General features: G+C 66.8%; 25 protein-coding genes. 14 read left to right on the top strand and 11 right to left on the bottom strand.

Annotation, left to right across the window (positions count from 1 at the left end; all coding sequences use genetic code 11):
• The first annotated feature begins 1 nt into the window (after nt 1).
• From E6C72_RS01365 to E6C72_RS01340, 6 genes are all read left to right on the top strand, one after another.
• Nucleotides 2–1228, top strand: coding sequence for an ammonium transporter (locus E6C72_RS01365; RefSeq protein WP_109086736.1), 1227 nt, complete (start codon nt 2–4; stop codon nt 1226–1228).
• Between the two features lie 112 nt (nt 1229–1340).
• Nucleotides 1341–2030: a phosphoribosylformylglycinamidine synthase subunit PurQ gene (purQ, locus tag E6C72_RS01360; RefSeq protein ID WP_042693196.1), complete on the top strand. Its 690-nt coding sequence runs from the start codon at nt 1341–1343 to the stop codon at nt 2028–2030.
• Entirely contained in the window at nt 2027–4252 is a 2226-nt protein-coding gene (gene purL, locus E6C72_RS01355; protein ID WP_109086737.1) for a phosphoribosylformylglycinamidine synthase subunit PurL, read from the top strand. The genes purQ and purL overlap by 4 nt, the downstream gene beginning before the upstream one ends.
• A gap of 229 nt (nt 4253–4481) precedes the next feature.
• Entirely contained in the window at nt 4482–5306 is an 825-nt protein-coding gene (locus tag E6C72_RS01350) for an MBL fold metallo-hydrolase (RefSeq protein ID WP_109086738.1), read from the top strand.
• A 22-nt stretch (nt 5307–5328) separates the two neighbouring features.
• Nucleotides 5329–6564 carry an SLC13 family permease gene (locus E6C72_RS01345; RefSeq protein WP_109086739.1) on the top strand — a complete coding sequence of 412 codons (1236 nt, stop codon included), beginning with the start codon at nt 5329–5331 and terminating at the stop codon, nt 6562–6564.
• A 54-nt stretch (nt 6565–6618) separates the two neighbouring features.
• Nucleotides 6619–7917, top strand: coding sequence for an HD domain-containing phosphohydrolase (locus tag E6C72_RS01340; protein WP_256379116.1), 1299 nt, complete (start codon nt 6619–6621; stop codon nt 7915–7917).
• A gap of 63 nt (nt 7918–7980) precedes the next feature.
• Here E6C72_RS01340 and E6C72_RS01335 read toward each other — a convergent pair whose 3' ends face one another.
• From E6C72_RS01335 to E6C72_RS01325, 3 genes are all read right to left on the bottom strand, one after another.
• Nucleotides 7981–8466 carry a DedA family protein gene (locus E6C72_RS01335; protein WP_247882064.1) on the bottom strand — a complete coding sequence of 162 codons (486 nt, stop codon included), beginning with the start codon at nt 8464–8466 and terminating at the stop codon, nt 7981–7983.
• Between the two features lie 278 nt (nt 8467–8744).
• Nucleotides 8745–9203, bottom strand: a complete 459-nt coding sequence (locus E6C72_RS01330; protein ID WP_109086742.1) for a hypothetical protein — start codon at nt 9201–9203, stop codon at nt 8745–8747.
• A 133-nt stretch (nt 9204–9336) separates the two neighbouring features.
• Nucleotides 9337–9834 (bottom strand): putative toxin-antitoxin system toxin component, PIN family, encoded by a 498-nt coding sequence (locus E6C72_RS01325; RefSeq protein WP_109086743.1) that lies wholly within the window; start codon nt 9832–9834, stop codon nt 9337–9339.
• A 141-nt stretch (nt 9835–9975) separates the two neighbouring features.
• On the opposite strand from E6C72_RS01325, the gene E6C72_RS01320 reads away from it, so the two are divergent.
• Together E6C72_RS01320 and E6C72_RS01315 are read left to right on the top strand one after the other, a co-directional pair.
• On the top strand, nt 9976–10335 hold the full coding sequence (locus E6C72_RS01320; RefSeq protein WP_109086744.1) for a response regulator: 360 nt from the start codon (nt 9976–9978) through the stop codon (nt 10333–10335).
• A 5-nt stretch (nt 10336–10340) separates the two neighbouring features.
• Nucleotides 10341–10994, top strand: coding sequence for a chemotaxis protein (locus tag E6C72_RS01315; protein ID WP_109086752.1), 654 nt, complete (start codon nt 10341–10343; stop codon nt 10992–10994).
• A gap of 33 nt (nt 10995–11027) precedes the next feature.
• Here E6C72_RS01315 and glyS read toward each other — a convergent pair whose 3' ends face one another.
• The 4 genes from glyS to E6C72_RS01295 all read right to left on the bottom strand — a co-directional run bounded on the left by glyS (nt 11028) and on the right by E6C72_RS01295 (nt 15027).
• Nucleotides 11028–13115 (bottom strand): glycine--tRNA ligase subunit beta, encoded by a 2088-nt coding sequence (gene glyS, locus E6C72_RS01310; RefSeq protein ID WP_109086745.1) that lies wholly within the window; start codon nt 13113–13115, stop codon nt 11028–11030.
• A 4-nt stretch (nt 13116–13119) separates the two neighbouring features.
• Complete coding sequence (locus tag E6C72_RS01305) at nt 13120–14016, bottom strand: glycine--tRNA ligase subunit alpha (protein ID WP_109086746.1); 897 nt, start codon at nt 14014–14016, stop codon at nt 13120–13122.
• A gap of 131 nt (nt 14017–14147) precedes the next feature.
• Complete coding sequence (locus E6C72_RS01300) at nt 14148–14429, bottom strand: hypothetical protein (protein WP_247875815.1); 282 nt, start codon at nt 14427–14429, stop codon at nt 14148–14150.
• A 148-nt stretch (nt 14430–14577) separates the two neighbouring features.
• Nucleotides 14578–15027: a hypothetical protein gene (locus E6C72_RS01295; protein ID WP_109086748.1), complete on the bottom strand. Its 450-nt coding sequence runs from the start codon at nt 15025–15027 to the stop codon at nt 14578–14580.
• A 303-nt stretch (nt 15028–15330) separates the two neighbouring features.
• Here E6C72_RS01295 and E6C72_RS01290 point away from each other — a divergent pair, with 303 nt between their 5' ends.
• Both E6C72_RS01290 and E6C72_RS01285 read left to right on the top strand, forming a co-directional pair.
• Complete coding sequence (locus E6C72_RS01290) at nt 15331–15924, top strand: GNAT family N-acetyltransferase (RefSeq protein WP_247875814.1); 594 nt, start codon at nt 15331–15333, stop codon at nt 15922–15924.
• A 224-nt stretch (nt 15925–16148) separates the two neighbouring features.
• Nucleotides 16149–16511, top strand: a complete 363-nt coding sequence (locus E6C72_RS01285; RefSeq protein ID WP_109086750.1) for a hypothetical protein — start codon at nt 16149–16151, stop codon at nt 16509–16511.
• A gap of 193 nt (nt 16512–16704) precedes the next feature.
• Here E6C72_RS01285 and E6C72_RS01280 read toward each other — a convergent pair whose 3' ends face one another.
• On the bottom strand, nt 16705–16908 hold the full coding sequence (locus E6C72_RS01280; protein WP_136700624.1) for a hypothetical protein: 204 nt from the start codon (nt 16906–16908) through the stop codon (nt 16705–16707).
• A 1203-nt stretch (nt 16909–18111) separates the two neighbouring features.
• Between E6C72_RS01280 and E6C72_RS01275 the strand changes: the two genes are divergently transcribed.
• From E6C72_RS01275 to moeB, 4 genes are read left to right on the top strand one after another with little or no spacing between them, the layout of a single operon-like run.
• Nucleotides 18112–19443 (top strand): YcaO-like family protein, encoded by a 1332-nt coding sequence (locus E6C72_RS01275; protein WP_109864964.1) that lies wholly within the window; start codon nt 18112–18114, stop codon nt 19441–19443.
• Nucleotides 19440–20867: a TfuA-like protein gene (locus E6C72_RS01270; RefSeq protein WP_109864965.1), complete on the top strand. Its 1428-nt coding sequence runs from the start codon at nt 19440–19442 to the stop codon at nt 20865–20867. The genes E6C72_RS01275 and E6C72_RS01270 overlap by 4 nt, the downstream gene beginning before the upstream one ends.
• Entirely contained in the window at nt 20864–21148 is a 285-nt protein-coding gene (locus tag E6C72_RS01265; RefSeq protein ID WP_169055117.1) for a MoaD/ThiS family protein, read from the top strand. The genes E6C72_RS01270 and E6C72_RS01265 overlap by 4 nt, the downstream gene beginning before the upstream one ends.
• A 13-nt stretch (nt 21149–21161) precedes the next feature.
• The gene (gene moeB, locus E6C72_RS01260; protein WP_109864966.1) at nt 21162–22319 is read left to right on the top strand and encodes a molybdopterin-synthase adenylyltransferase MoeB; all 1158 of its coding nucleotides are present in this window, start codon (nt 21162–21164) and stop codon (nt 22317–22319) included.
• Between the two features lie 70 nt (nt 22320–22389).
• Here the strand turns inward: moeB and E6C72_RS01255 are convergent, their stop codons facing one another.
• The 3 genes from E6C72_RS01255 to E6C72_RS01245 all read right to left on the bottom strand — a co-directional run bounded on the left by E6C72_RS01255 (nt 22390) and on the right by E6C72_RS01245 (nt 26221).
• Nucleotides 22390–22785 carry a response regulator gene (locus E6C72_RS01255; RefSeq protein ID WP_109864967.1) on the bottom strand — a complete coding sequence of 132 codons (396 nt, stop codon included), beginning with the start codon at nt 22783–22785 and terminating at the stop codon, nt 22390–22392.
• Nucleotides 22782–24503 (bottom strand): PAS-domain containing protein, encoded by a 1722-nt coding sequence (locus E6C72_RS01250; RefSeq protein ID WP_109864968.1) that lies wholly within the window; start codon nt 24501–24503, stop codon nt 22782–22784. The genes E6C72_RS01255 and E6C72_RS01250 overlap by 4 nt, the downstream gene beginning before the upstream one ends.
• A 65-nt stretch (nt 24504–24568) precedes the next feature.
• A complete protein-coding gene (locus tag E6C72_RS01245; protein WP_109864969.1) occupies nt 24569–26221 on the bottom strand; it encodes an ATP-binding protein in 1653 nt (550 codons plus the stop codon).
• Nucleotides 26222–26282: the final 61 nt, after the last annotated feature.

The raw sequence follows: 26282 nt of genomic DNA, 5'->3' as shown, positions 1-26282 counted from the left end.
AATGGATGCGGCAAAGACGGGTGGCGACGTCCTTTTCGTGCTGATGGGCGCGGTGATGGTGCTGGCGATGCATTGCGGCTTCGCCCTGCTGGAGGTCGGGACGGTCCGGCGCAAGAATCAGGTGAACGCCCTGGTGAAGATCCTGTCGGACTTCGCCATGTCGACCATCGCCTATTTCTTCGTCGGCTATGCGGTGGCCTACGGCATCGATTTCTTCGCCGATGCCCACACGCTGGTCGGCAAGGGAAGCGGCGGCTTCGCGGCCTATGGCTACGATCTCGTGAAGTTCTTCTTCCTGGCGACCTTTGCCGCCGCGGTGCCGGCCATCGTGTCGGGCGGCATCGCCGAGCGCGCCAAGTTCTGGCCGCAGGCCGGCGCCACGCTGGCGCTGATCGCGCTGTTCTACCCGCTGCTGGAAGGCACGGTGTGGGGCACCCGCTTCGGCCTGCAAAGCTGGATGGCGGCGAGTTTCGGCCAGCCCTTCCATGACTTCGCCGGGTCGGTCGTGGTCCATGCCTTCGGCGGCTGGGTGGCGCTGGGCGCGGTGCTGAATCTCGGCAACCGCCGGGGACGCTACCGTCCCAACGGCTCGCTGATCGCCATTCCGCCGTCCAACATCCCGTTCCTGGCGCTTGGCGCCTGGGTGCTCTGCGTCGGCTGGTTCGGCTTCAACGTGATGAGCGCCCAGGTGCTGGACGGCGTGACCGGGCTGGTCGCGTTGAACTCGCTGATGGCGATGGTCGGCGGCATCGTTACCTCGCTGATCATCAGCCGCACCGACCCCGGCTTCGTCCACAATGGCGCGCTCGCCGGTCTGGTGGCGGTCTGCGCCGGCTCCGACGTGATGCACCCGCTGGGGGCGCTGGTCACCGGCGGCATCGCCGGGCTGCTGTTCGTCTGGGCCTTCAACAAGTGCCAGATCGATTGGAAGATCGACGACGTGCTCGGCGTCTGGCCGCTGCACGGGCTGTGCGGTCTGACCGGCGGCCTGCTGGCCGGCGTCTTCGGGCAGGAGGCGCTGGGTGGCCTGGGCGGCGTGTCGATCCTCAGCCAGATCGTCGGCACGGCAGGCGGCGTCGGCTTCGGCTTCGCCGCCGGTCTGGCGGTCTACGGTCTGCTGCGTGTCACCGTCGGTATCCGTCTCGACCCCGAGCAGGAGTACAAGGGCGCCGACCTGTCGTTGCACCACATCACCGCCTACCCGGAAGAGGACGCGCCGGGCATGTAATGCGCCGCGCACAACGCCGCCGCCCCCTGGCCGACTCTTGCTTTGCCGGGGCGGCGGCTTTAGTGTCCGGCGCGAACTCCTCCCCCTCACGACGCCGGATTTTGACCGCCCCATGAAGGCCGCCATCGTCGTTTTCCCCGGCTCCAACCGCGAACGCGACGCCGTCGCCGCGCTGGAGGCCGTCAGCGGGACCAAGCCGCATCTGGTCTGGCACCGCGACACCGAACTGCCAAAGGTCGACCTGATCGTCGTGCCCGGCGGCTTCTCCTATGGCGATTACCTGCGCTCCGGCGCCATGGCGGCGCATTCGCCGATCATGCGCGAGGTGAAGGCGCGGGCCGATCAGGGCGTGCGCGTCCTCGGCGTCTGCAACGGCTTCCAGATCATCACCGAGGCCGGGCTCCTGCCCGGCGCGCTGATGCGCAACGGCGCCCTGAAGTTCGTCTGCCGCGTCCAGCATCTGCGGGTGGAGAACACCGACAGCCCCTTCACGAAGAAATACGCGAAGGGCCAGATCGTCCGCTTCCCGGTCGCCCACGGCGACGGCAACTACTGGACCGACGCGGAGACGGTGAAGCGGCTGGACGGCGAAGGCCAGGTCGCCTTCCGCTATGTCGCCGACGAGGCGCGGGCCGATCCGCGCGGCAACCCGAACGGCTCGGTGTCCGACATCGCCGGCATCTTCAACGCCAAGCGCACCGTGCTGGGCCTGATGCCGCACCCCGAGGACGCGGTGGAGGCCCTGCACGGCAACACCGACGGCAAGCCCATGTTCGAAGGTCTGGTGGAGGCCCTGTCGTGAGCGCTGAAGCTACCAAGGCGCAGGAGCGTCCGGTCAATGCCGAACTCGCCAAGGAGTTCGGCCTGTCCGCCGAGGAATACCGGAACGCCCTGGACATCCTGGGCCGCACCCCGACCTTCACCGAGCTGGGCATCATCTCGGTCATGTGGTCGGAGCATTGCTCCTACAAGTCGTCCAAGGTCTGGCTGAAGACGCTGCCGACCACCGGCCCCCAGGTGATCTGCGGCCCCGGCGAGAATGCCGGCGTGGTCGATATCGGTGACGGCGACGCCGTCATCTTCAAGATGGAGAGCCACAACCACCCGTCCTACATCGAGCCCTACCAGGGTGCGGCGACGGGCGTCGGCGGAATCCTGCGCGACGTGTTCACCATGGGTGCGCGTCCGATCGCCAACATGAACGCGCTGCGCTTCGGCTCGCCCGACCATCCCAAGACCCGCCATCTGGTGTCGGGCGTGGTCGCCGGCATCGGCGGCTACGGCAACTGCGTCGGCGTTCCGACCGTGGGCGGCGAGACCAACTTCCACCCGGCCTACAACGGCAACATCCTGGTCAACGCCATGACCGTGGGTGTCGCCAGGACCGACAAGATCTTCTATTCGGCCGCCGCCGGCATCGGCAATCCGGTCGTCTATGTCGGCTCCAAGACCGGCCGCGACGGCATCCACGGCGCCACCATGGCGTCGGCCGAATTCACCGAGGATTCGGAGGAGAAGCGCCCGACCGTGCAGGTCGGCGACCCCTTCACTGAGAAGCTGCTGATCGAAGCCTGCCTGGAGTTGATGGAGACGGACGCCATCGTCGCCATCCAGGACATGGGTGCCGCCGGCCTGACCTCCTCGTCGGTCGAGATGGCCGGCAAGGGCGGGCTGGGCATCGAGCTGACGCTCGATACCCTGCCGATGCGCGAACAGGCGATGACTCCCTATGAGATCATGCTCTCCGAAAGCCAGGAGCGCATGCTGATCATCCTGAAGCCCGGCCGCGAGGAGGTGGCGAAGGCCATCTTCGACAAGTGGGAGCTGGACTTCGCCGTCATCGGCCACCTGACCGACACCGGCAACCTCGTCATCAAGATGTATGGCGAGACCTGGTGCGACATGCCGATCGCCCCGGTATCCAACGCCGCTCCGGAATACAACCGCCCGTGGGAACCGACGCCGAAGGCTTCGGATGTCGACGACAGCGTGCTGGCGGGCTATTCCGGCGACCTGGGCGACACGCTGACCAAGCTGTTCGGCTGCCCCGATCTGGCCTCCAAGCGCTGGATCTGGGAGCAGTATGACAGCCTGGTCGGCGGCGACACCCGCTTCATGTCGGGTCAGGCCGACGCCGCGGTCGTCCGCGTGCCGGGCCAGACCAAGGCGGTCGCCATCACCACCGACTGCACCCCGCGCTATTGCCTCGCCGACCCGGTCGAGGGCGGCAAGCAGGCGGTGGCCGAGGCGTGGCGCAACCTGTCGGCGGTGGGCGCTCTGCCGCTCGCCATCACCGACAACATGAACTTCGGCAACCCCGAGAAGCCGCGGATCATGGGCCAGTTCGTCGGCGCCGTTCAGGGCATCGGCGAAGCGTGCAAGGCGCTGGACTTCCCGGTCGTGTCGGGCAACGTCTCGCTCTACAACGAGACGAACGGTGAGGCGATCCTGCCGACCCCGGCCATCGGCGGCGTCGGCATCATGCCGGACGCGATGATCGCCGTCGGCATCGCCTTCCGTGGCGAGGGCGACGTGATCCTCAGTGTTGGCGAGACGAAAGGCCATCTCGGCCAGTCGATCTTCCTGCGCGAGATCCTCGGTCGCGAAGAGGGGGCTCCCCCGCCTGTCGATCTGTCGGTCGAGCGCCGCAACGGCGATTTCGTCCGTGGTCTGATCCGCGAGGGTCTGGTGGTGTCGAGCCACGACGTGGCCGACGGCGGCCTGATCGTCACCATCGCCGAAATGGCGCTGGCCGGCGGCATCGGCGCCTATCTGACCGCCTTCGACGGCGCGTCTCCGCGCGTACTGTTCGGCGAGGATCAGGGCCGCTACGTCCTGGCCGTCCGTCCGGACGTCGCAGCGGCGGTGCAGGAGAAGGCCAAGGCGGCCGGCGTCCCGGTCAGCGTGCTGGGCGAGACCCGCGGCACCGCGCTGTCGGGCCGTGGTGGCGACATCGTCTCGCTGAAGCGCCTGCGCGAAGCCAATGAAGGCTGGCTGCCGAACTATATGGCGGCCGAGCTGTAAGACAGCCGGGGGTCGCAAGGCGGCCTGACTGTGGAGTGATCGACGGGGCTGCTTCAGGCGAAGCGGCCCCGTTGCATTTCCTGCGGACGGGTCGATCGGCAGGACTTCGCCGGCCGCCACCATCCATGCTCCATCGGCCATGCTCTATCGTGTACATACCGGTAAATCGCGCTAAACTCGCCGCTCCAAGGGGCCGGATCGGCAAATGAGTGCGCCTGGAGGCGGGGGAATGGGGTTTTCAGTCACCTTTTGGGGCGTGCGCGGCACGATTCCCTGCCCGATGGCCTCGCATCTGGGTTTCGGCGGCAACACCTCCTGCGTCGAAGTGCAGGCGGGAAAGCAACGGATCATCATCGATGCCGGCACCGGGCTGCGGATGCTGGGCCGCAAGCTTCTGGCCGACGGGGTGACCAGCGCCACGCTGCTGCTGAGCCACACCCATCTCGACCACATCAGCGGCTTTCCTTTTTTCGCGCCGGCCTACACCAAGGGCTTCGGCCTCCGCGTCATCTCCGGCCATCTCAATGGCGGCCCCGACATCGAATCGGTGATGGCGCGCCAGATGGAACGACCACTGTTCCCGGTGCCGCTGCGCACCATGGGCGGCGATCTGAGCTTCCTGGAGGTGCCGCCCGGCCACAGTTTCAAGCTGGAGGGCGGGGTGCGCATCCACACCGCGGCGTTGAACCATCCCGATGGCGCCACCGGCTACCGCATCGAGTATCAGGGGCGCTCGGTCGCCTACGTCACCGACACCGAGCATGTGCCCGACCATCCCGACCGCAACATCCTGAACCTTGTCGATGGGGTGGATTTGCTGCTCTACGACTCGACCTACACCGACGAGGAATGGATGCAGCGGATCGGCTGGGGCCATTCCACCTGGATGGAGGCGGTGCGGATCGCCCGTGCCGCCCATGTGAAGACGCTGGGCCTGTTCCACCACGATCCTGACCACGACGACGCCACGATGGAGCGAATCGAGGCGGCGGCCAAGGCAGAGTTCCCAAACTGCTTTGCCGCGCGCGAGGGAACCACCATCTCCCTCGACTGACATTTCCAGCGCATCGGGCATCATGACCGCAACCATCCTGATTCTGTTCACCGCCACCTATCTGGGCATGGCGCTGGGTGGCTTTCCCGGCCTGCGCATCGACCGCACCGGCATCGCGCTGGTCGCTGCGATCCTGTTGCTGGCGACCGGGGCGCTCGACACCGCCGCCGCTGTTTCGGCGATCGATTTCCCGACGATCTTCATCCTGCTGGGGCTGATGATCCTGTCGGCGCAATATGCCGGCAGCGGCTTCTACGACTGGTGCGCGCTGAAGGTGGCACAGGCGGCCAAGTCGCCGGCGCGGCTTCTGGCGGTGATCGTGCTGGTCGCCGGCGGCCTGTCGGCGGTTCTGGCGAACGACGTGGTCGTCTTTGCAATGACGCCGATGCTGTGCCTGGGGCTGCAGGCGCGCAAGCTGGACCCGCGGCCCTACCTGATCGGCTTGGCCGGAGCCGCCAATGCCGGGTCGGCGGCGACGATGATCGGCAATCCGCAGAACATCCTGATCGGGCAGGTCGGCCATCTCGATTTCTGGCGTTTCCTGGTGGTGTGCGGTGGTCCGGCGCTTGCGGCGATGGCGATCGCCTATGTCACCGTCTGGCTGGTCTGGCGCGGCCGGTTCGGCATGCCGGAGGAGGGGCATGAGGGAGCCGGGCAGGCGGCCCCCAAGCTCGACCGCTGGCAACTGGGCAAGGCGGTGGCGGCGACGCTGGTTCTGCTGGCGCTGTTCACCCGCGACATCCCGCAGGAACATGCGGTGCTGCTGATCGCCGGCGTCATGATGGTAAGCCGCCGGATGGCCAGCCGCGACATGCTGGGCATGGTCGACTGGCATCTTCTGGTGCTGTTCGCAGCACTCTTCGCCATCAATCATGCGCTTGGCATGACCGGTATCCCGGCGGCCCTGGTCGATGATCTGCGGGCGGCCGGTTGGCTGCCCGACCGGCTGGCGGTGATGCTGCCGCTGTCGCTTGCCGGCAGCAACAGCATCGGCAACGTCCCGGCGGTGATCCTGCTGCTGGCGGCCTGGCCGTCGCCGCCGGAAGGAGCACTCTATGGTCTGGCGCTGCTGTCGACCCTGGCCGGCAATCTTTTTCTGCCGGGCAGCCTTGCCAACATCATCGTGGCGGAGCGGGCGGCTGCGGCCGGGGTCAAGCTGGGCTTCGTCGAACATGCCCGCTGCGGCGTGCCGATGGCGCTGCTGTCGATGGCGGTGGCCGCGGTGTGGCTGTGGGCCGGCGGCTGGATGGGTCTGTAAGGAGCGGACTGCGATCACGGCGTGATCTTCGGTTCCGCAAGCCTCTTCTGCCGGGTGCGACAATTGGGGTACTCTGTCCGGCGCACCGCTGTATGTGCGTCGGGGTGGGGGAGCGCTGTGGGTTTGGTAGGCCAATTCCTTGAATTTATCGAAAGTGCCCCGAACCAATCGCTGCGTTCGTTGAGTGACCGGGTGCTGCGCAAATGCCGCGAACTGACGGGTGCGGAAGCCGGCACGATCTTCATGCTGCGCGGGCAGGGCCGGCATAGGCATCTGGACGCGGTCAGCGCCCAGAACGACGTGATCCGCGCCAAGCCGACGTTGTTTTCGGTGCCGGTCAGCCAGACTTCCATCGTCGGCTATGTCGCGGCGACCGGCGAGACTCTGTTGCTGGAGGATGCCTATGCCATCCCGGCGGACCGGCCCTACAGCTTCAACCCAGCCTTCGACCAGCGTACCGGTTTCCGCACCCGGTCCATCATGGCCTTTGCCCTGAAGGGGTTCCGCGACCGGCCGATCGGCGTGGTGCAGCTGATCAACCGCCGTCCGCAGGACGGGCCGTCCACAGGTCCGGGCAACGCCTTCCTGCCCGATCACGAGCAGATGATCGCCCCGGTCAACCACATCGTCGGCCGCGCCCTGGAACGCGCAGCGACGCTGGAGCGGCTGACCGAGCGCAACCGCGCGCTGACCCGGGAGCGCCGCCGCGTCGCCGAGCTTCAGGCCGAAACCGAGCGCGCCTTCATGGTGTCGGTCAATTTGCTGGCCCGCGCCGCAGAGGTGCATGACGAGGACACCGGCAACCACATCCTGCGCGTCAACGAATATTCCTACGCGCTGGCCGGTTGGGCCGGCTGCAGCCGCGCCTTCTGCAACGAAATCCGGTTTTCCGCCGCGCTGCACGATGTCGGGAAGATGAGCGTCGATCAGGCGGTTCTGCACAAGAAGGGGCGGCTCGACGACCGCGAACTGGCGGAGATGCGGCGCCATCCGGTCTACGGCCACGACATCCTGATCGCGTCCGACCGGCTGAAGATGGCCGCCGAGATCGCGCTGTACCATCACGAGCAATGGGCCGGCACCGGCTACCCCAATGGCCTGAAGGGGGAGGAAATCCCGCTGGCAGCCCGCATCGTCGCCATTGCCGACTGCTATGACGCGCTGCGCAGTGCGCGGCCCTACAAACCGTCATTCAGTCATGAAAAGACGGTCGACATCCTGCTGAACGGCGACGACCGTCTAGATCCGAGGATCCATTTCGACCCACGCCTGCTATCGCTGTTCGCCACCCGCCATGCGGAGTTCGATGCGATCTGGGAGCGGCTGAAGGATCAGGAGACGCTGGAGGTGTGAAGGGAAAACAGGAGAGGGTGGCAGATCAGCCCCCCCTTTGAGCGTTGGGCCACCCTCGTTGGGTCACTCTGCCGGGTTGGTCGCGGCGAGGGCACGGCGGCGGACCCAGCGGATGCTCTTGATGGCGAGCCACAGGCCGCCGATGGCAAGACCGCTCAGCAGCAGGATCTTCGGGCCATCCTCGCCGATGGCGGCGGCGGCCTCGCCGAACAGGTAGCCCGCGCCGGCGAAGCTCCAGGCCCAGATGCCGGCGGCAATGAAGTTCCAGAACAGGAAGCGCGACCACGGCATGCCGGAGGTGCCGATGGCGACCGATGCGATGTTCCGAACACCGTAGAGGAAGCGAAAAACCAGGATGAAGGCGACGCCGTACTTCTCAAGCCAGCGCAGCACCCGGCAGGCATGGGCGTCGGCGGATGGGAAACGGGCCAGTGCCTTCTTGCCCCACCGGCGCCCCAGCCAGAACCAGACCTGATCGCCAAGGAAACTGCCGACCCACACCGAGCCGACCAGCCAATAGAGATTGACTATGCCGAGCTTGGCGCCCATCCCGCCGAAGATTACAAATGTTTCACCTTCAAAAAAGGCCCAGATAAAGGCCATCGGGTAAAAGGCGTTCCCCCATTCCTGCAACCACGTAATCCAGTCCAAAGCTCCCTCCGGGAGACGTCGCATGTGGGTTCAGCGTGCCCGATTGCGCTTCAAGGCCGCTTTATTGTGCGTTGCGGCATGTAGAGCGTGGGCTGGGAGGGATCATGACATAAAGCCGCGTCGTTTGTCTCGGAAACTTTATTGACTAAGGGACAGCCCCAGCAGTGAGACGCTGCTCAGAAATCCTCGCCCGAAAGTTCCCCCACCGCCTGCCGCGCGGCGCGCAGAAGTGCCGGGTTCGGCTCCATCGGGACATCCCCGTCCTCGCCGTCGGCATCGCCGGGATCCGGCGCGGCGCGGCGTTTCAGCTCGCGCGCCGCCTCGATCAGCAGATGGGCGAGCCGCTGGTCGGGCAGGGCCTGCACCAGCGCCCGCAGTTCCGGGTTCGACAGTGCCGCCGGATCGAAGGCCGGCGGGGGAGGGAGGGGCGCCGGCGGGGCAAGTGGCAGTGTGGCGACGTTAACGGCCATCGCCGACGCTCTGGGCCGGGGTGCCGCCTCCCGTACCATGTCCACCGCGACCTGGGCGGCCATGGTCGAGGGCGCTGCACCGGCCGCGGCAGCCCGTCCGCGGCGCGGCTTGCGCGCCGGTTCGCTTTCCGGCAGGTCGTCGAACAGAAGCCGTTGGACGCTCATCGCTGCAGATGCCCCCTGCGCTCCATCAATGCCGCCAGCGCTGCGGCGGCCAATCACTGTTCACTCGCGGTTTGCGATGTGTTCTCTTTTCATTCTAGGAAGAGCGCCCGGTTTGTCGAGGGGATTCTGTGCTCTATGCCTCAGGGCCATGTTGGGCGGCGACCGCCTCCAGAAACCGTTCGGGCCGCAATACCCGTGTGGTGCCGGCTTGCCGTACCGACAGGAGCTGCCGATCGACCGTCACCAGCCAGGGGACCGAGCCGCCGACGGCTGCCGCCAGGAACATGTCATCTTCGGGATCGCGGCAGAGCCGTCCGACCATGGCCGGGGCGACCAGCGTCGTCTCCGCCCTGATCCGATCCAGAAAGGCGCGGCGATCGGCCGCAGCGGTATAGCGGTCGAAGGTCGGGCGCATCAGCACCTCCTCCAGTTCGGCCAGTGTTGCGCCGCTGCCGATAAGCCCGCAATCCCTGCGCACCCGCTCCACGCAGCGGCGGATCGCGTCATGGCGGCGTGCCGTGGCTTGCCCGAGCAGCGCATAGGCCACCAGGATGTTGGTGTCGAGCACGGCCCGGACCGGCGCCTGACCGGTCGGGTAAAGCGTGCCGGTGGTATTGTCGTGACTGAACATTGATATATTTTGGGGCTATAGTGCGGGGCCATGGCGGTTGAAGTTGTCGGGCCTGAGTCGAAGCGTCTGTTGTGGGCAGGGACGCTTTACGGTAATAACCCGGCAAGCTGTGAACGGATTCTTTAGGACGGAAGTATCGGCATGACCAGCATTCTCGTTGTCGACGACAGCCGACTTGCGCGCAACATGGTTTCCAGCGTCATTGCCTCTCTGCGGCCGGACTGGACCATCGTCACCGCGGCAAGCGGCGAGGAGGGGCTGCAGATCGTCGGCGAGGTGCCGCCGGTCGCCGCCATCGTCGACTACAACATGCCGGGCATGGACGGGCTGGTGCTTGCCGAACGGTTGACGGAACGCTTCGCCGGCCTGCCGATCGGCCTGCTGACCGCCAATGTCCAGGACACGCTGAAGCGCAAGGCCGAGGCGCTGGGCATCCGCTTCATCGCCAAGCCGATCACGTCCGACAAGATCCGCGACTTCCTCGCCGCGGCCGGGCAGTGACGGCGATGGCCACGTCCGGAACCTCCGGGTCCGCCCCCCTCCCGCCGTCGGACGATCCGCTTCGCCTCGATGCCGACGAGGCCGACGCCATCGCCGAGCTGTTCAACATCGGCATGGGCGAGCCGGCCGCCGCCCTCAGTTCCATGCTGGGGGAGGAGGTGCATCTGTCGGTGCCGTCCTTCGCCGTATCGACCCGTGCCCGCATCACCAGCGAGGTGGGAGACGAGCTGGAGGGTGACCAGCCTGTCTGTGCCGTGCGCGGCGCCTTCACCGGTCCCTTCACCGGCGAAGCGATGCTGATCTTTCCCGAACGCGGCACGCTGGCCCTGGTCGGCCGCCTCGTTCCCGTCGATCCCACGGTCGAGTCGCCGGGCGAGATGGAGCAGGATGCGCTGACCGAGATCGGCAACATCATCCTGAACGGCTGCCTCGCCAGCTTGTCGAACCTGATCGGCGGCGAATTGTCGGGGGCCGTTCCGGGCTATGGCACCGGGGCGCCATCGGCGGTGATCGGCTCTGCCATCGACCCTGTGCTGTTCGTGCGCATCGACATGGCGTTGGCCGCCGGCGATGCCAGCGGTCACGCGCTGTTCCTGCTGGACATCGCCTCGCTCGACGCCTTCCGCGAGGCGATCCGGCGGGCTTTGGCTGGATTGTGAGAAGGGGGCGTCATCGACGCCCCCCGGTCCCCATTACCCCTCGATCTTCGAGAAGTCGGCCACCGCGTTCAGCGTCGTGCGGATCTGCGTCAGCAGGCGCAGGCGGTTGGCGCGCAGGTCCTTGTCCTCGGCGTTCACCGTGACCTTGTCGAAGAAGGCATCCACCGGGCCGCGCAGCTTCGCCAGCGCCGCCATGGCGCCGGTGAAGTCCTCCGCGTCCAGCAGCGGCTTGGCGGTGGCCGAGGCCTCGTTCAGCGCGGCGAACAGCGCCTTTTCCTCGACCTGGGGCAGACGGGCGGCATCGACCGGCTGGTCGAAGGCGGCACCGTCCTTCTTCTCCTCGATGCGGACGATGTTGGAGGCGCGCTTGTAGGCCGCCGCCAGATTGGCGCCCTCGTCGGAGCCGACGAACGCCTGCAAGGCCTTCACGCGGGCGAGCAACCGCACCAGATCATCCTCGCCACCCAGCGCGAAGACGGCATCGACCAGATCGTGACGGACGCCCTGCTCGCGCAGCACCACCTTCAGGCGGTCTGCGAAGAAGGACATCAGGTCGCCGCCGACACTGCCGGCCGGGGCGAAACCGCTGACCTTGTAAGCGCTGTAGGCAGCCGTGAAGATTTCCCCCAGCTTCACCCGCAGCCCGTTCTCCAGCACCAGGCGGATCACGCCCAGCGCGGCGCGGCGCAGCGCGTAGGGGTCCTTCGAGCCCGTCGGCTTCTCGTCGATGGCGAAGAAGCCGACCAACGTGTCGATCTTGTCGGCCAGCGCCACCGAAACCGAAACCGGCCCGGTCGGGCAGCTGTCCGACGGACCCAGCGGCTTGTAATGGTCGGCGATTGCGTTGGCGACGTCGGCGCTCTCGCCTTGGCCCAGGGCATAGTAGCGGCCCATGATCCCCTGGACCTCGGGGAACTCGCCCACCACCTCGGTCACCAGATCGGCCTTGCACAGCAGGGCGGCGCGGCTGGCGGCGTCGCTGTCGGCACCGATGGCGCGGGCGATCTCGGCGGCCAGCAGCTGAACGCGGGTGACCTTCTCGGCCACTGTGCCCAGCTTGGCATGGAAGGTGATCTTCTCCAGCGCCGGGACGCGGGCTTCCAGCTTGGTCTTGCGGTCCTGGTCCCAGAAGAACTTGGCGTCGGACAGGCGGGCGCGCAGCACGCGCTCGTTGCCGGCGACCACGGCCTTGCCGCCGTCCAGCGTCTCGGTGTTCGCCACGACGATGAAGCGCGGAGCCATCCGGCCCTCGGCGTCCAGCACGGCGAAATACTTCTGGTGGGTGCGCATGGAGGTGATGAGGACCTCCGACGGCACGTCCATGAAGCTCTCGTCGATGCCGCCCATCAGCACGACCGGCCATTCGACGAGGCCGGCGACCTCCTCCAGCAGGGCGTCGTCGGGCGACAGGGTCAGACCCTGGGCCTTGGCCAGAGCCTCGGCGTCGGCCTTGATCTTGGCCTTGCGCTCCTCGCGGTCCAGCACGACCTTGGCGGCGCGCAGCTTTTCCTTGTAGTCGGCGAAGCTCTCCACCGTGAAGGCGTCGGGCGCCAGGAAACGGTGGCCGCGGGTGGAGTTGCCGAAGACGACCCGTCCCTGGGTGCCGCCGATGTCATAGCCGCCGTCGAGCACGCGCCCACCGAACAGGGCGATGATCGAGTGCAGCGGACGGACCCAGCGCACGGTGCCGGTGCCCCAGCGCATCGACTTCGGCCAGGGCAACTCGGCCATGGCGGCGGGGATGATCTCCGCCAGAACCTCGGCGGTCTCGCGGCCCTTCTTCTCGGTCACCGCGAAATAGAAGACGCCCTTGCCGGTGTCGCGCTGCTCGCACCGGTCGAGGCTGTCGAGCCCAGCCGATTTCAGGAAGCCGGCGACCGCCTGCTCCGGCGAGCCGACGCGCGGACCCTTCTTTTCCTCGCGCACATCGGCGGTGCGGTCGGCCAAGCCGTCGACCACCAGGGCCAGACGGCGCGGGGTGGAATGGGCTTCGGCCGTGGTGAAGGTCAGGCCGTTCGCCGCCAGCTTGTCGGTGACGAGGCGCTTCAGGTCGTCGGCGGCCCGCGCCTGCATGCGGGCGGGGATTTCTTCGGAGAAGAATTCGATCAGGAGTTCGGTCATGGGATTACTTCGCCCTCGTCCAGGCTTCGCAGCAGGCCTTGGCCAGCGCGCGCACGCGGCCGATATAGGCGGCGCGCTCGACAACGCTGATCACGCCGCGGGCGTCCAGCAGGTTGAACAGATGCGACGCCTTGATGCACTGGTCATAGGCGGGCAGCGCAAGGTTCTGCGCCACCAGCGCCTGGCATTCGGCCTCGGCGTCCTTGAAATGCTGGAGCAGCATGTCGGTGTTGGCGAACTCGAAGTTATGCTTCGAGTATTCGACCTCGGCGCGCTTGAACACATCGCCGTACTTCACGCCCTGGCCGTTGAAGTCCAGGTCATAGACATTCTCGACGCCCTGCACATACATGGCGAGGCGTTCCAGGCCATAGGTCAGCTCGACCGCGACCGGGTCGCATTCGATGCCTCCGACCTGCTGGAAATAGGTGTACTGCGTCACTTCCATGCCGTCGCACCACACTTCCCAGCCCAGACCCCAGGCGCCCAGCGTCGGGCTTTCCCAGTCGTCCTCGACGAAGCGGATGTCGTGCAGCGCCGGATCGATGCCGATGGCGCGCAGGCTGTCCAGGTAGAGCTCCTGCGCGTTGGCCGGCGAGGGCTTCATGATGACCTGGTACTGATAGTAATGCTGCAGGCGGTTCGGGTTCTCGCCATAGCGGCCGTCCTTCGGCCGGCGCGACGGCTGGACATAGGCGGCCTTCCAGGCATCCGGGCCCAGCGCACGCAGCGTGGTCGCCGGGTGGAAGGTGCCGGCGCCGACCTCCATGTCGTAGGGCTGCAGGATGACGCAACCCCGCTCCGACCAGAACTGGTGGAGCTTGAGGATCAGGGCCTGGAACGACAGGCCGCGGCGGTCGGCGGAATTCCCGCCGTCGGAAGTCCCGATCTGGGAGGCCATGGACGATCCACAATGAGAAATGTTGAAAACGCGCCGCACGATAGGCGGGTGGCACCGTCAAATCAAGCCGCAGCGCGGAGCGCGGCTAAGCAGTGGCGCGGAGCGCGGTCAAGGCGTTGCGCGGATCGCGCTCAGCGTCCGTAGGGGCAGGCCGGACGGCCGCAGGACACGGCGGAGCGCGGGGCGACATAGGCGCCGCATTCCGGGCACTTCTCCATATCCTCCGCCTCCATGGCCGGGGCGCGGCCGCGCTCGGCGCGCGGTGGGGCGCTTGCGGCCGCATCGCGTCCACCGTCCTGCCGGCGGGCGGCGTTGCGGGCGCGGCCGATCTCCTGCACGCGGTTGACCCAGCGCCAGCCGAACCACACCGCGCCGATCACCAGCGCAAGAAGAAGAATCTTGGACAAGGACATCATCGCCGGCAACCCGTCTGATCTCCCGGGCATTCAGCCCGCAGACGACGGGAAGTCAAGGAAATAGACAGGCGTGGTCAAGGTGGCGGGACCGCCGCGAGAGCGTGGCCGCGGTCCCGCCGGCCAAGCCGGGGCAATGTGGCCAAGGTTACTTGGCGGCGACGGCCGGGCGCCAGCTGTAGACCGGGACGACGCCATAGGTGCGCGACATGTCCGCCTGCCGGACGCTGCGCACCAGCACCTCCGCACCGGTGGCGACGCGGATGTCGGTGCCGAGCAGGCCGCAATCCTCCGCCACGATGTTGACGCACTGGGTGGCGTCGACACGGCTCAACACGATGTCGAAGGGAAGGCCATTGCGGGCATAGACGCCGAGCAGGCCGGGTGCGGAGGTCGCCGTGCGCAGGGTCACCACGCCGGCCGGCAGCGCCCGGTCGGCGGGCGCGGTCGGACGCTGGTTGTGGCTATCGTCCCACACGGGCTGGCCCGAGGAATCCAGCTTTGACTGCGCTGCGGCGCCACCACTGAAACCGGGGAGGGCCAGGGTCGTGCCGCTCACCGCCGCCAGGGCCAGAATCGCCATCCGAAACCGCGACATCGTTGTGCTCCGTACTTGTCTCTGTTCTTTTTGTCCGTCCGGGCGCTTGGAGCGACCGGCGGTCGCGGCATTATATGGGATCCGATCCACCGCGTCGCCCTAGCACAGAAAGCCTAGGGTATTCGGTCAAGGTCACGCTGTGCGGTGGTGGTGCCGACAGTTCGCTCTGGACGCAGGTTCGCTGCTTGTGAATGATCTTTCTTGCATCCGTTGATGAAGCGGGTGGCCTGAATACGCTTCGGTTGTGAAGTTTCTGCCCTGGCTTCTTCGCCTGGGTGATGCAATGAAGGTGGTGTGCTTTATATGGGTGCGTTCTTTGCTGATGGTCGGGGCAGCGCGACGATGGCGTCCATGGGTGAACCGATGCTGGAAACCGCTCGTCTGATCCTGCGGCCGACCCGGGCGGAGGATTTTGAAGGTTGGGCGGCGATGATGGCGGACCCGGAGGCAACGGAGTTCATCGGCGGCCTGCAATCGCGTCCGGTTGCCTGGCGCGGCTTCCTGTCGATGGCCGGCGCCTGGTCCATCCAGGGCTTCGCCATGTTTTCGGTGATCGAGAAGGAAACCGGCCGCTGGGTCGGCCGCGTCGGTCCCTGGGTGCCGGAAGGCTGGCCAGGGCCTGAGGTTGGCTGGGCCATCATGCGTGACTGCTGGGGCCGCGGCTATGCGGTCGAAAGTGCGATTGCCGCCATCGACTGGGTGTTCGAGCATCTCGGTTGGACTGAGGTGATCCACACCATCCATCCCCGCAATTCCTCCTCACAAAGCGTGGCGCGAAAGTTGGGGGCACAGTTGCGCGGCACCACGCTTCTTCCCGAGCCGGTCAATCCGCCGGAAGCGGACGTCTGGCACCAGACACGTGAAGAGTGGCGCGCCCAAAAATTGCGTAGGCGGTGATCTCCAACGTTCCGGTAAATTTTTAGTTGGGTTCTCCTGCCTCTTGCGTCTTTGCGGTCGGCTTCAATCGGAATAATGGCTGAGTACAAGGGCGCGAGTTGTCCATCGAAGATGCAGGGAGACATGTTCCCGCTGGGCGTGTTGCCGCTTGACGGGGAAAAACTATCCGCATAATTTTCCACTTATGGCTGAAATTTCTCAGTCATGCATCAGTGGGAGTGGTTATGGCATCGAAGAACGCACTCGACCTGATTAAGCGCCTTGCAACCGATGACGATTTCCGTAAGCGGTTGAATGACATGAACTCCCAGGACGCGCGCACTTTGCTCGCGACTGAAGGCTTTGCAGACGTGATGGCCGCCGACATTCGTGCGGTGACGCCGCAAAGTACACCGCAGCCCTCCATTGCCGCCTGGACGGACAATGCCGGCAGCGTCGTCGTTGCAAACTCTGCCGCTGGGTTCGGCGTTCCGGCCAATGCGTCCGCTGGGTTCGGCACCCCGGCGAGTGCTGCCGCTGGGTTCGGCGTTCCGGCCAATGCATCTGCGGGCTTCGGTGCGCCGGCCACTATGAAGGTGGCCGGGTAAGGTTGTTGGTTTGAAGCGTCTTTTGCCTGTTTGGAGGGGCGATGCACGGTTTCGATGTCCATCGGACATGGTGACTGTGCATCGCTTTTCTGCATGCCGAAAGCGTATCGGCATGGGGCGTTAAATTTCGCGCCCAATTTAACATTCTTGTGCATTTTCACTAGAAATCTTGCAGATTGCCTATGCTATTGGTTTAGTCGTTGCGTCCTATTCGCAGCGCTCCTATTGGCTGATCGATTGCAGGAGGGGCCACGCAATGGCCAAGGAACAGGCTCTCGCCCTTATCAAGCGCCTCGCCACCGATGGCGAATTCCGTAATCAATTGAACGTTCTTGATATTCAGGGCAAGCAAGCCCTGCTGGCACAGAGCGGGTTCGGTGGTGTCCTGCCTGACCATGTCCGCAATGCCGCCGCCGAGGCCTTCAGTTCCTTGACTGGCAAAGAGAGCGGCCTGGATAGCGCCGTAGCGGTCGAGTCGATCGCGACCGCCGCCTCCGCTTCGGCCACCTCTGCATCAGCGACGTCTGCGTCCGCGACCTCTGCCTCCGCCACTTCGGCTTCTGCCGCGTCTGCCTCTGCGACTTCGGCTTCGGCAACTTCGGCTTCGGCAACTTCGGCTTCCGCCTCCGCATCTGCATCTCCGGCTCCCGCCTTCTCTGCCTCCGCGCAGTCGGCATCGGCCTCCGCTTCGGCAACCTCGGCGTCTGCGACATCCGCCGCTGCGCAATCCGCATCTGCGGTCCCGGCACCGGCCTTCTCGGCGGTGGCTGCCCCGGCTTCGGCGTTCTCGGCCGCTGCGCAGTCGGCGTCTGCGGTCCCGGCACCGGCCTTCTCGGCGGTGGCTGCCCCGGCTTCGGCGTTCTCGGCCGCTGCGCAGTCGGCGTCTGCGGTCCCGGCACCGGCCTTCTCGGCGGTGGCTGCCCCGGCTTCGGCGTTCTCGGCCGCTGCGCAGTCGGCGTCTGCGGTCCCGGCACCGGCCTTCTCGGCGGTGGCTGCTCCGGCTTCGGCGTTCTCGGCCGCTGCGCAGTCGGCGTCTGCGGTCCCGGCACCGGCCTTCTCGGCGGTGGCTGCTCCGGCTTCGGCGTTCTCGGCCGCTGCGCAGTCGGCGTCTGCGGTCCCGGCACCGGCCTTCTCGGCGGTGGCTGCTCCGGCTTCGGCGTTCTCGGCCGCTGCGCAGTCGGCGTCTGCGGTCCCGGCACCGGCCTTCTCGGCGGTGGCTGCCCCGGCTTCGGCGTTCTCGGCCGCTGCGCAGTCGGCGTCTGCGGTCCCGGCACCGGCCTTCTCCGCGGTCGCCGCACCGGCCTCGGCTCACTCGGCATCGGCGATGTCGGCTTCGGCAACGTCTGCGTCGGCCACCTCCGCTGCGGCGCAGTCTGCTTCGGCGACCTCCGCCGCTGCCACCCCGGGAGCGTCGGCTTCCGCATCGCAGGGTCCTGCGGCGGCGAGCGACGATCCGACGACCGAAGCTTGATCGGAGGACCGGAGCCGGCCTTTCCCTCGGGAGAGGCCGACTCCGGTCACCGACCTTCTTCCCGCACCTCGCAGGGCGGAGGCCCACATCCACCCGAACCGGCCGGAGCCGTAAGTCCTGACCCATCCCATGGCTGACAGCGCATCGCCCGATACCGTCTATCCGGAGTTTCCCGGCATTCGTCTGGGCGACACCGTCCACCGCGCCGCCAAGCGCTTCTTCATCGGCACCCACCGCACGGCGACGCCGGAAGAGACGTTGGCACGCATATCGCCCCATTTCGCCCGCTGCGGCATCACGCGGCTGGCCGATGTGACCGGGCTGGACCGGCTTGGCATCCACACGGTCATCGGTCACAGGCCCAACAGTCCGACCTTGTCGGGCAGCGCCGGCAAGGGGTTCAGCCTCGCCGCCGCCACCGTCTCCGCCGCGATGGAGGCGATCGAATTCCACCATGCCGAGCATCTGCGGCTACCCCATGTCGAAGCGGCCTGGAACGAGCTTCCGGCCGACGGGCGCATTCCGCTGGACCGGCTGCCGGGCACAAAGCATGGTTCCTTCCGTCCGGACCGGCCGGAGATCTGGACCTGGGGCTGGGATCTGATCGGTGGCCGTCCGGTTGCGGCACCCTGGACCGCGGTCGGGCTCCACAGCATGCCGCCGGGCACCAAGCCGGGTGCCCGCAGCTTCTACGCCATGGGCACCAATGGGCTGGCCAGCGGCAACCACATCCTGGAGGCGGTCGCCGCCGGCCTGTATGAGGTGATCGAGCGCGATTCCGTCGCCTGCTGGCGCTATGTCGGCGAACGCTTCAGCTGGCCGACGCCACGGGTCGATCTGGACAGCATCGATGCGCCGACCGTGCGCGATCTGCTGCACCGCTTCGACCTCGCGGGCATCCGTCCGCTGCTGTTCGACGTCACCACGGACATGGGCGTGCCGAGCTACATGGCGATCGTCTATGACCGCGAGATACGCAAGACCGGGATGAACCGCGGCTATGGCAGCCATCTGGAGCCGGCGGTCGCCATGTGCCGTGCCCTGACCGAGGCGGTGCAATCCCGACTGGTCCTGATCGCCGGTTCGCGCGACGACTTCTTCCGCCGCGACATGGTGCGCAACCAGAATTCCGACGGCAGTGCCGAAATCGCGGCGCTGGAGGCCACACCGGTCACCACCGACGGCCGTCGCCACCTGAACCATGCCACGCCGACCTTCGAAGGCGACATCACCGTTCTGCTGACCGTGTTGCGTCGCGCCGGAATCGAGCAGGCGCTCGTTTTCGACCTGACATTGCCGGAAATCGGCATTCCGGTGGTGCGGGTGCTGGTGCCGGGGCTGGAAGGCTACCAGTTCGACTTCTACACTCCGGGAGCCCGGCCGCTGGCCTTCGCCGAAGCCTTGCAGACGCATGCGGCACAGGTCGGGGCGCAGGCAGGCCAGATGGGAACGGTCGCATGAAGATCTGTGTGTTCCTTGGACCCACCATGCCGGTGGAGGATGCCCGCAGAATCCTGCCCGGCGCGGTCTATCTGCCGCCGGCCGCGCAGGCCGACGTCATCAGCGCCATGACCATCCACCGGCCGGACGTCATCGCCCTCGTCGATGGGGTGTTCGGCCAGTCGCTGTCGGTCTGGCACAAGGAAATCCTCTATGCCCTGCACAAGGGCATCGCGGTCTATGGCGCGTCCAGCATGGGCGCCCTGCGGGCGGCCGAATGTCATCCCTTCGGCATGATCCCGGTCGGCGAGGTGGCGCGCGGCTATGTCGAGGGCCGGCTGACTGGCGACGACGAGGTGGCGCTGGCCCATGCCGGGCCGGAGGACGGCTGGTTTCCGCTGTCTGAGCCGCTGGTGAACCTGCGTGCCAGCATGGCTGCGGCGCTGGCCGCCGGCGCGGTCGATGTGGCGACGCACGACCGGGTGGTCGCCTCAGCCAAGGGCCTGTATTTCACCGAACGCACCCGCGACCGCATCTTCGCCGAATCCGGACTAAGCCGGGAGGAGACGGAGCGGTTGGAACGCTTCCTGGAGACCGGTGCCGTCGACCAGAAGCGCCGCGATGCCGAGGCGCTGCTGGTCCATCTCGCCAGCCTCATCATGCCACCGCGGCCGGCGCCGTTCGACTTCAACGCCTCCCACTATTTCGATGTCCTGTACGAGCGCGACCGCCGTGTCAGCCACGGCGGCAACAGCGTGCCGTTGTCGGAGATCGCGTCGCATGCCGCCCTGCACCGGCCGGACTTCGCCGAGATCAACAACGCCGCACTCGGCCGCCTGCTGATCCGCCAGTTTGCCGAAGTGATGGGCGTCACCGTGGACGAGGCCGCGGTACGCACGGAAACCCAGCGGTTCTGCGCGATGCGCGGCCTGAAAGGGCCGGAGGCGCTGGCCGACTGGTGCCGCCGCAATGATCTGACCGACCCCGAATTCTCGGAGTTGATGACCGAATTGGCCATCGAACGGGCGATGCGGCTTTGGCTGATCCCGCGCCGTTTCCTGGCGCGCACGACCAAGCCGGTGCTGAACGAACTGCGCCTGCGCGGACTCTATGAATTCACCGCCGAGGAGGCGGCGCTGATCGATCGGGTGATGGAGCTGCATTTCGGCGATCCCAGCCGGCAGCCGAAGGAGTCTGTCGAACAGCTGCTGGCCGAGCATGTCGCCCTCACCGACTGCCGGGTTGATGCGTCCGCCGACGTCTGGTCGTATGAATATGGCTTCAAGGACCTGCTGGACCTGCGAATCGACCTGATGCGGGCCAAGCAGGTGCGTGACCTGTTCCGCCAGCTCGCGGCGGAGGCGGAAGAGGCGCTGGCTCCCCTGTCGGTGTCGGAGCCGGCGGTGCAGGACGGCCCCGTGTCGGAAATGGAGATGCAGACGTGACCAACGCAGAGGTGACCATCCGCGTGCCGACCCCGCTGCGTGGCTTCGTCGGCGGGCGCGATCAGGTGACGGTGCCCGGCGCTACCGTGCGCGAGGCGCTGTCGGCGTTGACCGCCGGACAGGATGCCTTCCGCGACCGGCTGTTCACCGCGGAAGGCGACCTGCGCCGTTTCGTGAATGTCTATCTCGGCCGCGACGATGTGCGGCGGCTGGGCGGGCTGGAGGCGGCCTTGCCGGCCGGCGCCACCCTGACCCTGATGGTTGCCCTGGCGGGCGGTTGAGGAGCTTCGTGTCATGAGCCTGAAGGACCGGCGCCTTGCCGACCTGCGTGCCCGCATTCCGGAAGTCGCCGCCGCCGATGCGCTGGCCCTGCAACGGAACGGTGCCCTGCTGGTTGATGTCCGCGAGGACGAGGAGACGGCGACCGGAAGCCCGGCGGGGGCGCTGCGCCTGCCGCGCGGTTTTCTGGAATTGCGGATCGAGGAGAAGGCGCCTGACCCGGCGCGCCCCCTCCTGTTGATGTGCGCCGGCGGCACCCGCTCGCTGTTCGCGGCGGAGGATCTGCTGCGGCTGGGCTATGGCGACGTGCGGTCGGTCGCCGGCGGCTTTTCCGCCTGGAAGGCCGCCGGACTGCCGGTGGAGGTACCGCCGCAGCTCGATGCCGCCCAGCGCGAGCGCTACCGCCGCCATCTGACCATGCCGGAGGTGGGGGAGGCCGGCCAGCACAGGCTTCTGCGCAGCCGGGTCGCCCTGATCGGGGCCGGCGGGCTTGGTTCGCCGATCGCGCTCTATCTCGCGGCCGCCGGGGTGGGGCGCCTGACCCTGATCGACGATGACCGGGTGGAGCGCAGCAACCTTCAGCGCCAGATCCTGCATGCCGAAAGCCGGCTGGGCCAGCGCAAGGTGGAGAGCGGCCGGGCCGCCCTGCTCGACCTCAACCCGACCATCGAGGTGGTGTCGCACGATACGCGGCTGGAGGCCGCCAATGTGCTGGATTTGCTGGCCGGGCACGACGTCGTGGTCGACGGATCGGACAATCTGCCGACGCGCTATCTGGTCAATGATGCCTGTCTGCGGCTGGGCGTGCCGAACGTCTATGGCGCCATCTTCCGCTTTGAAGGGCAGGTGTCGGTGTTCGGCGGCGCTACGCCGGGGGTGCATCCCTGCTACCGCTGCCTGTTCCCGGAGCCGCCGCCGGCCGAATACGCCCCGTCCTGCGCCGAGGCCGGCGTGCTGGGGGTTTTGCCCGGGGTGATCGGCACCATCATGGCGGCGGAGACGATCAAACTGCTGCTCGGCCTCGGCGAACCGTTGGCCGGCCGGCTGCTGCTCTATGATGGCCTGCGTGGCGAGTTCAACGAGATCGCGGTTCCGGTCGATCCGGACTGCCCGTCCTGCTCCGCCGGTGCCCGTCCGGAGCTGACCGACATCGCGGCGGTCTGTGCGGGGTGACGGAGACGGCGGCGCGTCCCCTGTTCCGCCGTCGGGCCGACCGATGGTTGGCGAAAGGCGAGGGGGCGGGTTAAGCCGCCGTCTTCTGGAGGATGACGCTCTGAACCAGCTTCTTCAGGGCGACGAAATCGACCGGCTTGGTCACCAGCTCGGTCGCACCGATGTCCAGGGCGCGGCGGCGGTTCTCGGAGTCGCCGTAGGCGGTCACCATGATGACCGGCACATGCGGGGCTTCGGCGCGAAGGCGCCTCAGGAAGTCAAGGCCACTCATCCCAGGCATATTGATATCGCTCAGGACAAGAACAGCTTCCGGTTGCAGACCTGTGTTCAAGCTTTCGAGAGCTTCTTCACCAGAGGAAGCAAAGTGAAGCGCCAGTTCACCGCGGCGCAACTCTGCGCGAAAGCGCTGGCGGAACAGATCCTCGATATCCGGTTCGTCGTCGACAACGAGGATTCCCAGGGTCATGTCTTTCGGCGCTCCCCTAGCGACATGGCCGTCACGGTCCGTGGCAGCGTGATGGTAAACTCGGCATGGTCGTTTTCGATGCTGGATACGTCGAAACGACCTCTGTGTTGATGTACCACGATGTCGTAGCTGAGTGAAAGGCCTAACCCGGTTCCTTCCCCGGTGGGCTTTGTGGTGAAAAAGGGCGTGAAAAGCTTCTCGATCACTGCGGGTGACATGCCGACACCATTGTCGCGTATTCTTATGGAGACGTCCGGGCCTCTCGCCTCGGTTGCAATTTCCAGCGTCGGACCATAGGTGGAGTTACCGCAGGTCAATTGGCGCTTGCGGATGGCGTAGAAGCTGTTGGTGAACAGATTGACCAGCACGCGCGAGATGTCCTGTGGCACCAGCTTCACCTCGCCCACCGCCGGGTCGAGTCGGCGCTCCAGCGTCGCGTTGAAGCTGCGGTCCTGGGCACGCACAGCGTGGTAGGAGAGGGCCAGCGCCTCTTCCACCAGCGCGTTCAGGTCGGTCATCTGCCATTCACCGCCGCCGCCGCGAGAATGGGCCAGCATGCTCTTGACGATGTTGTCGGCGCGGCGGCCATGATCGGCGATCTTGCGCAGGTTGCTTTGCAGGCTGTCGACCAGTTCGTCCACGTCGGCGCGGGTCGCATCGTCCAGGTGGCCGCTTAGCGGACCCAGCAGTTCCAGCAGCTCGTCCAGCAGCTCCCCGGACAATTCGGCGAAGTTGTTGACGAAATTCAGCGGGTTCTTCAGCTCGTGGGCGATGCCGGCGGTGAGCTGGCCCAGCGACGCCATCTTTTCCTGCACGATCAGCTGTTGCTGGGTCTCGCGCAGCTCCTTCAGGATCGCTTCGGCCCGCTCCTTGGCCTTCCGAAGCTCGTCCTCGATGCGCTTGCGGTCGGTGATGTCGTGCTGGGTGATGACGTAACCGCCGTCGGCGCGCGGTGCGGTGCGGATGTCCAGGATGCGGCCGTTCGACGGCACCTGGCGTTCGGAATTGATGACGCCCTTGACCAGGAAACGGGTGCACAGCTCCGCCACGGTCTCCTCGCAGGGGACGTCGCCGTAATCTCCGCGCCGATGATTGTAAATGAGGGTTTCGGCCACCGGCGTGCCGGGCGGGAACATGCCGGGGGGATAGTCCCACAGACGGAAATATTCGCTGTTGGCGCCCTCCAGCCGCAGGTCGCGGTCCAGCATCAGCACGCCGTTGGGCATGGCGTCGATGGCCGCTTGCAGCAATTGTCCCTGATGCGGGATCTCGGCATTGGCGGCTTCGGGGCGCATCTGTGTCAACATCTCCATCACCGCGGGCGCGCCGCCCCAGTCCACCGGTTCAAGCAGCTGGTCGAACCATTGGATGCTGGTATCGGCCCGGTGGCGCTTGATCCGCCGGGCCAGCGCCCGGGTCGGACCTTCCAGGCAACGGGTATAGGCGGTGCGCTCGGCCAGCCGGGCATCTTCCGGGATAAGCGCCATGATGTCGGGCAGGCCCATCACCTGTGACGCCGATTCATAGCCCAGCAGGCGGGCGAGCGTGCCGCTGCAATGGAGGATAGCGCCGCCGCGATGGACGATCAGTCCCGGCATCGCCGCGACCAGCTGGTCATGGTAGAGCTGCGCCCGCTCCACCGAGGCCGCTACCGATTCCTCCGGGGAATGGGGCGACAGCGGAGGCAGCGCGCGCAGCAGGTCGGCTTTGTCGTCCATGACAGGATCCCGAAGATGTCGTCGGTAGAAATCTGCCGCCGGGCTCTCCCACCGATCCGGAAGGGTCAGGGGGCGTCCAGCGGCAGCCGCAGGATCACGCAGGTGCCGCGGCCGGGTTCGCTGTCGATGTCGATCTCGCCGCCCAGCTTGCCGGTGACCAGATTGAACACGGCATAAAGCCCCAGCCCCATGCTGCCGGCACCGCGGCGGGTGGTGGTGAAGGGTTGGAAAAGACGCGGCTGGATGTCGGCGGGAATGCCGCGGCCGTCATCCGAAACGCGCAGCTCCACCCGGGTCTCGCCCAGCATCCGCACCGAAACCGTGACTCTGCCCGGACGGCGGATGGTGTCCTCCAGCGGATCGCCGGCACCTGCGGTGGCGGGCTCGGCCTCGAAAGCGTGGGCGAAGGCGTTGGTCAGCAGGGCCAGCAGCACCTCGGTCAAGGCGCCGGGATAGGTGTCGAGCGCCAGCCCGTCCGGGCATTCCAGCATGAGCTCATGCCCGGCGGCGGCCGGCTGGACCTGCACCGCCAGCACGATGTCCGACAGGTAGTCGCGCAGGCCGACGCGGCTGCGTGGCGAACTGGCCTTGCCCTCGGTCACCAGCTTGAGGCTCTGGATCAGGGCGGCGGCGCGCTCGATGTTGGCGACCAGCAGGGTGGACACCTCGCTGGCGGTGCCGACATAGTCCTGGAAGTCGCTCTTGCGCAGCTGGCCGCCATTGAAGGTCATGATGATGGCCTCAGACGCCGTCTGCAAATGAGTGGCGGCGGTCAGCGCGATGCCGACGGGTGTGTTGATCTCGTGCGCGACCGCGGCGATCAACTGGGCGATCACCGCCATCTTCTCCGCCCGGATCAGGTCGGCCTGCATGCGCTCCAGATCGGCCAGCGCCTCCTCGGCCGAATCCTTGGCGCGGCGCAACGCCTCCGCCTGCTCCTTGCGCTCGGTGATGTCATAGAGCCAGACGATGAAGACCGGCTGGTTCTCGTAGCTGGTGCGGTCGACGGACATCGCCATCCAGACCGTCCGCCCATCATCGCGCAGATAGTGGATCTCGTCGGTGACCGACAGGGCGTCGGGGCCGGAGGCCCGCTCCGGAAGCCGTTCCTGCACATGGCGGAACAGAGCGGGGGCGCAACGTTGCTGGAGCGTGTCGGCGGAGGCGCCGAACAGGTCGGTGCAGCGCTGGTTGCAGTAAACCAGTTCGCCGGCTTCGGTGATGATGGTGACACCGATCGGACTGCCGTCCAGCACCCGGCGCATGCGGGCGGCCTGGGCACGCGACGCCGCCTCCGCCGTGCGGGTTTCCTGGAGCGCGTCGCGCAGGCGGCGCACGGCGCGGCAGGCTTCCAGCGTCTTGTGGATGGTCGCTTCCAGATCGGCGAAGTCGATCGGCTTGATGATGAAGTCGAAGGCCCCGCGGTTCATCGCCGCGCGCACGTTGCCGAGGTCGCCATAGGCCGAGACCATGACCGCGCGGATATCGGAATTCACCTGCGGCAGATGATCCAGCAGGGTCAGCCCATCCATGCCGGGCATGTTGATGTCGCTCAGGACCATGTCGATGTCGGGCCGGGCGCGCAGGGTGTCCAGCGCCTCCTGCCCGTCATGGGCGAACAGGAATTCCAGTTCGCCGGTCCGGACGGCGCGGCGGAAGCGCTGCATGATCAGTGTTTGGACGTCCCGCTCGTCGTCGACAACCAGTATCTTGCCCATCCCGCCTTCCTACCGCCAACCCGCAAGACAAGCGGGCCGTTCCGCCGGAACCGCGTCACAC

This window comes from Azospirillum sp. TSH100, assembly GCF_004923295.1.
GTDB lineage: Bacteria > Pseudomonadota > Alphaproteobacteria > Azospirillales > Azospirillaceae > Azospirillum.
This window is presented reverse-complemented; position numbering and strand designations above follow the sequence as displayed.

Coding starts and splice junctions, on each gene's coding strand:
- E6C72_RS01345 (WP_109086739.1), top strand. CDS start 5,329: ATGACCGCAACCATCCTGATTCTGTTCACCGCCACCTATCTGGGCATG.
- E6C72_RS01270 (WP_109864965.1), top strand. CDS start 19,440: ATGAAGATCTGTGTGTTCCTTGGACCCACCATGCCGGTGGAGGATGCC.
- E6C72_RS01365 (WP_109086736.1), top strand. CDS start 2: ATGGATGCGGCAAAGACGGGTGGCGACGTCCTTTTCGTGCTGATGGGC.
- moeB (WP_109864966.1), top strand. CDS start 21,162: ATGAGCCTGAAGGACCGGCGCCTTGCCGACCTGCGTGCCCGCATTCCG.
- E6C72_RS01325 (WP_109086743.1), bottom strand. CDS start 9,834: ATGTTCAGTCACGACAATACCACCGGCACGCTTTACCCGACCGGTCAG.
- E6C72_RS01290 (WP_247875814.1), top strand. CDS start 15,331: ATGGGTGCGTTCTTTGCTGATGGTCGGGGCAGCGCGACGATGGCGTCC.
- glyS (WP_109086745.1), bottom strand. CDS start 13,115: ATGACCGAACTCCTGATCGAATTCTTCTCCGAAGAAATCCCCGCCCGC.
- purQ (WP_042693196.1), top strand. CDS start 1,341: ATGAAGGCCGCCATCGTCGTTTTCCCCGGCTCCAACCGCGAACGCGAC.
- E6C72_RS01250 (WP_109864968.1), bottom strand. CDS start 24,503: ATGGACGACAAAGCCGACCTGCTGCGCGCGCTGCCTCCGCTGTCGCCC.
- E6C72_RS01330 (WP_109086742.1), bottom strand. CDS start 9,203: ATGAGCGTCCAACGGCTTCTGTTCGACGACCTGCCGGAAAGCGAACCG.
- E6C72_RS01300 (WP_247875815.1), bottom strand. CDS start 14,429: ATGTCCTTGTCCAAGATTCTTCTTCTTGCGCTGGTGATCGGCGCGGTG.
- E6C72_RS01350 (WP_109086738.1), top strand. CDS start 4,482: ATGGGGTTTTCAGTCACCTTTTGGGGCGTGCGCGGCACGATTCCCTGC.
- E6C72_RS01285 (WP_109086750.1), top strand. CDS start 16,149: ATGGCATCGAAGAACGCACTCGACCTGATTAAGCGCCTTGCAACCGAT.
- E6C72_RS01255 (WP_109864967.1), bottom strand. CDS start 22,785: ATGACCCTGGGAATCCTCGTTGTCGACGACGAACCGGATATCGAGGAT.
- E6C72_RS01295 (WP_109086748.1), bottom strand. CDS start 15,027: ATGTCGCGGTTTCGGATGGCGATTCTGGCCCTGGCGGCGGTGAGCGGC.
- E6C72_RS01320 (WP_109086744.1), top strand. CDS start 9,976: ATGACCAGCATTCTCGTTGTCGACGACAGCCGACTTGCGCGCAACATG.
- E6C72_RS01335 (WP_247882064.1), bottom strand. CDS start 8,466: ATGGGCGCCAAGCTCGGCATAGTCAATCTCTATTGGCTGGTCGGCTCG.
- E6C72_RS01280 (WP_136700624.1), bottom strand. CDS start 16,908: ATGGTCAGGCAGGACACCACCGAACCCGCTCTGTGCCAGCAGGGCTTG.
- E6C72_RS01315 (WP_109086752.1), top strand. CDS start 10,341: ATGGCCACGTCCGGAACCTCCGGGTCCGCCCCCCTCCCGCCGTCGGAC.
- E6C72_RS01305 (WP_109086746.1), bottom strand. CDS start 14,016: ATGGCCTCCCAGATCGGGACTTCCGACGGCGGGAATTCCGCCGACCGC.
- E6C72_RS01275 (WP_109864964.1), top strand. CDS start 18,112: ATGGCTGACAGCGCATCGCCCGATACCGTCTATCCGGAGTTTCCCGGC.
- E6C72_RS01245 (WP_109864969.1), bottom strand. CDS start 26,221: ATGGGCAAGATACTGGTTGTCGACGACGAGCGGGACGTCCAAACACTG.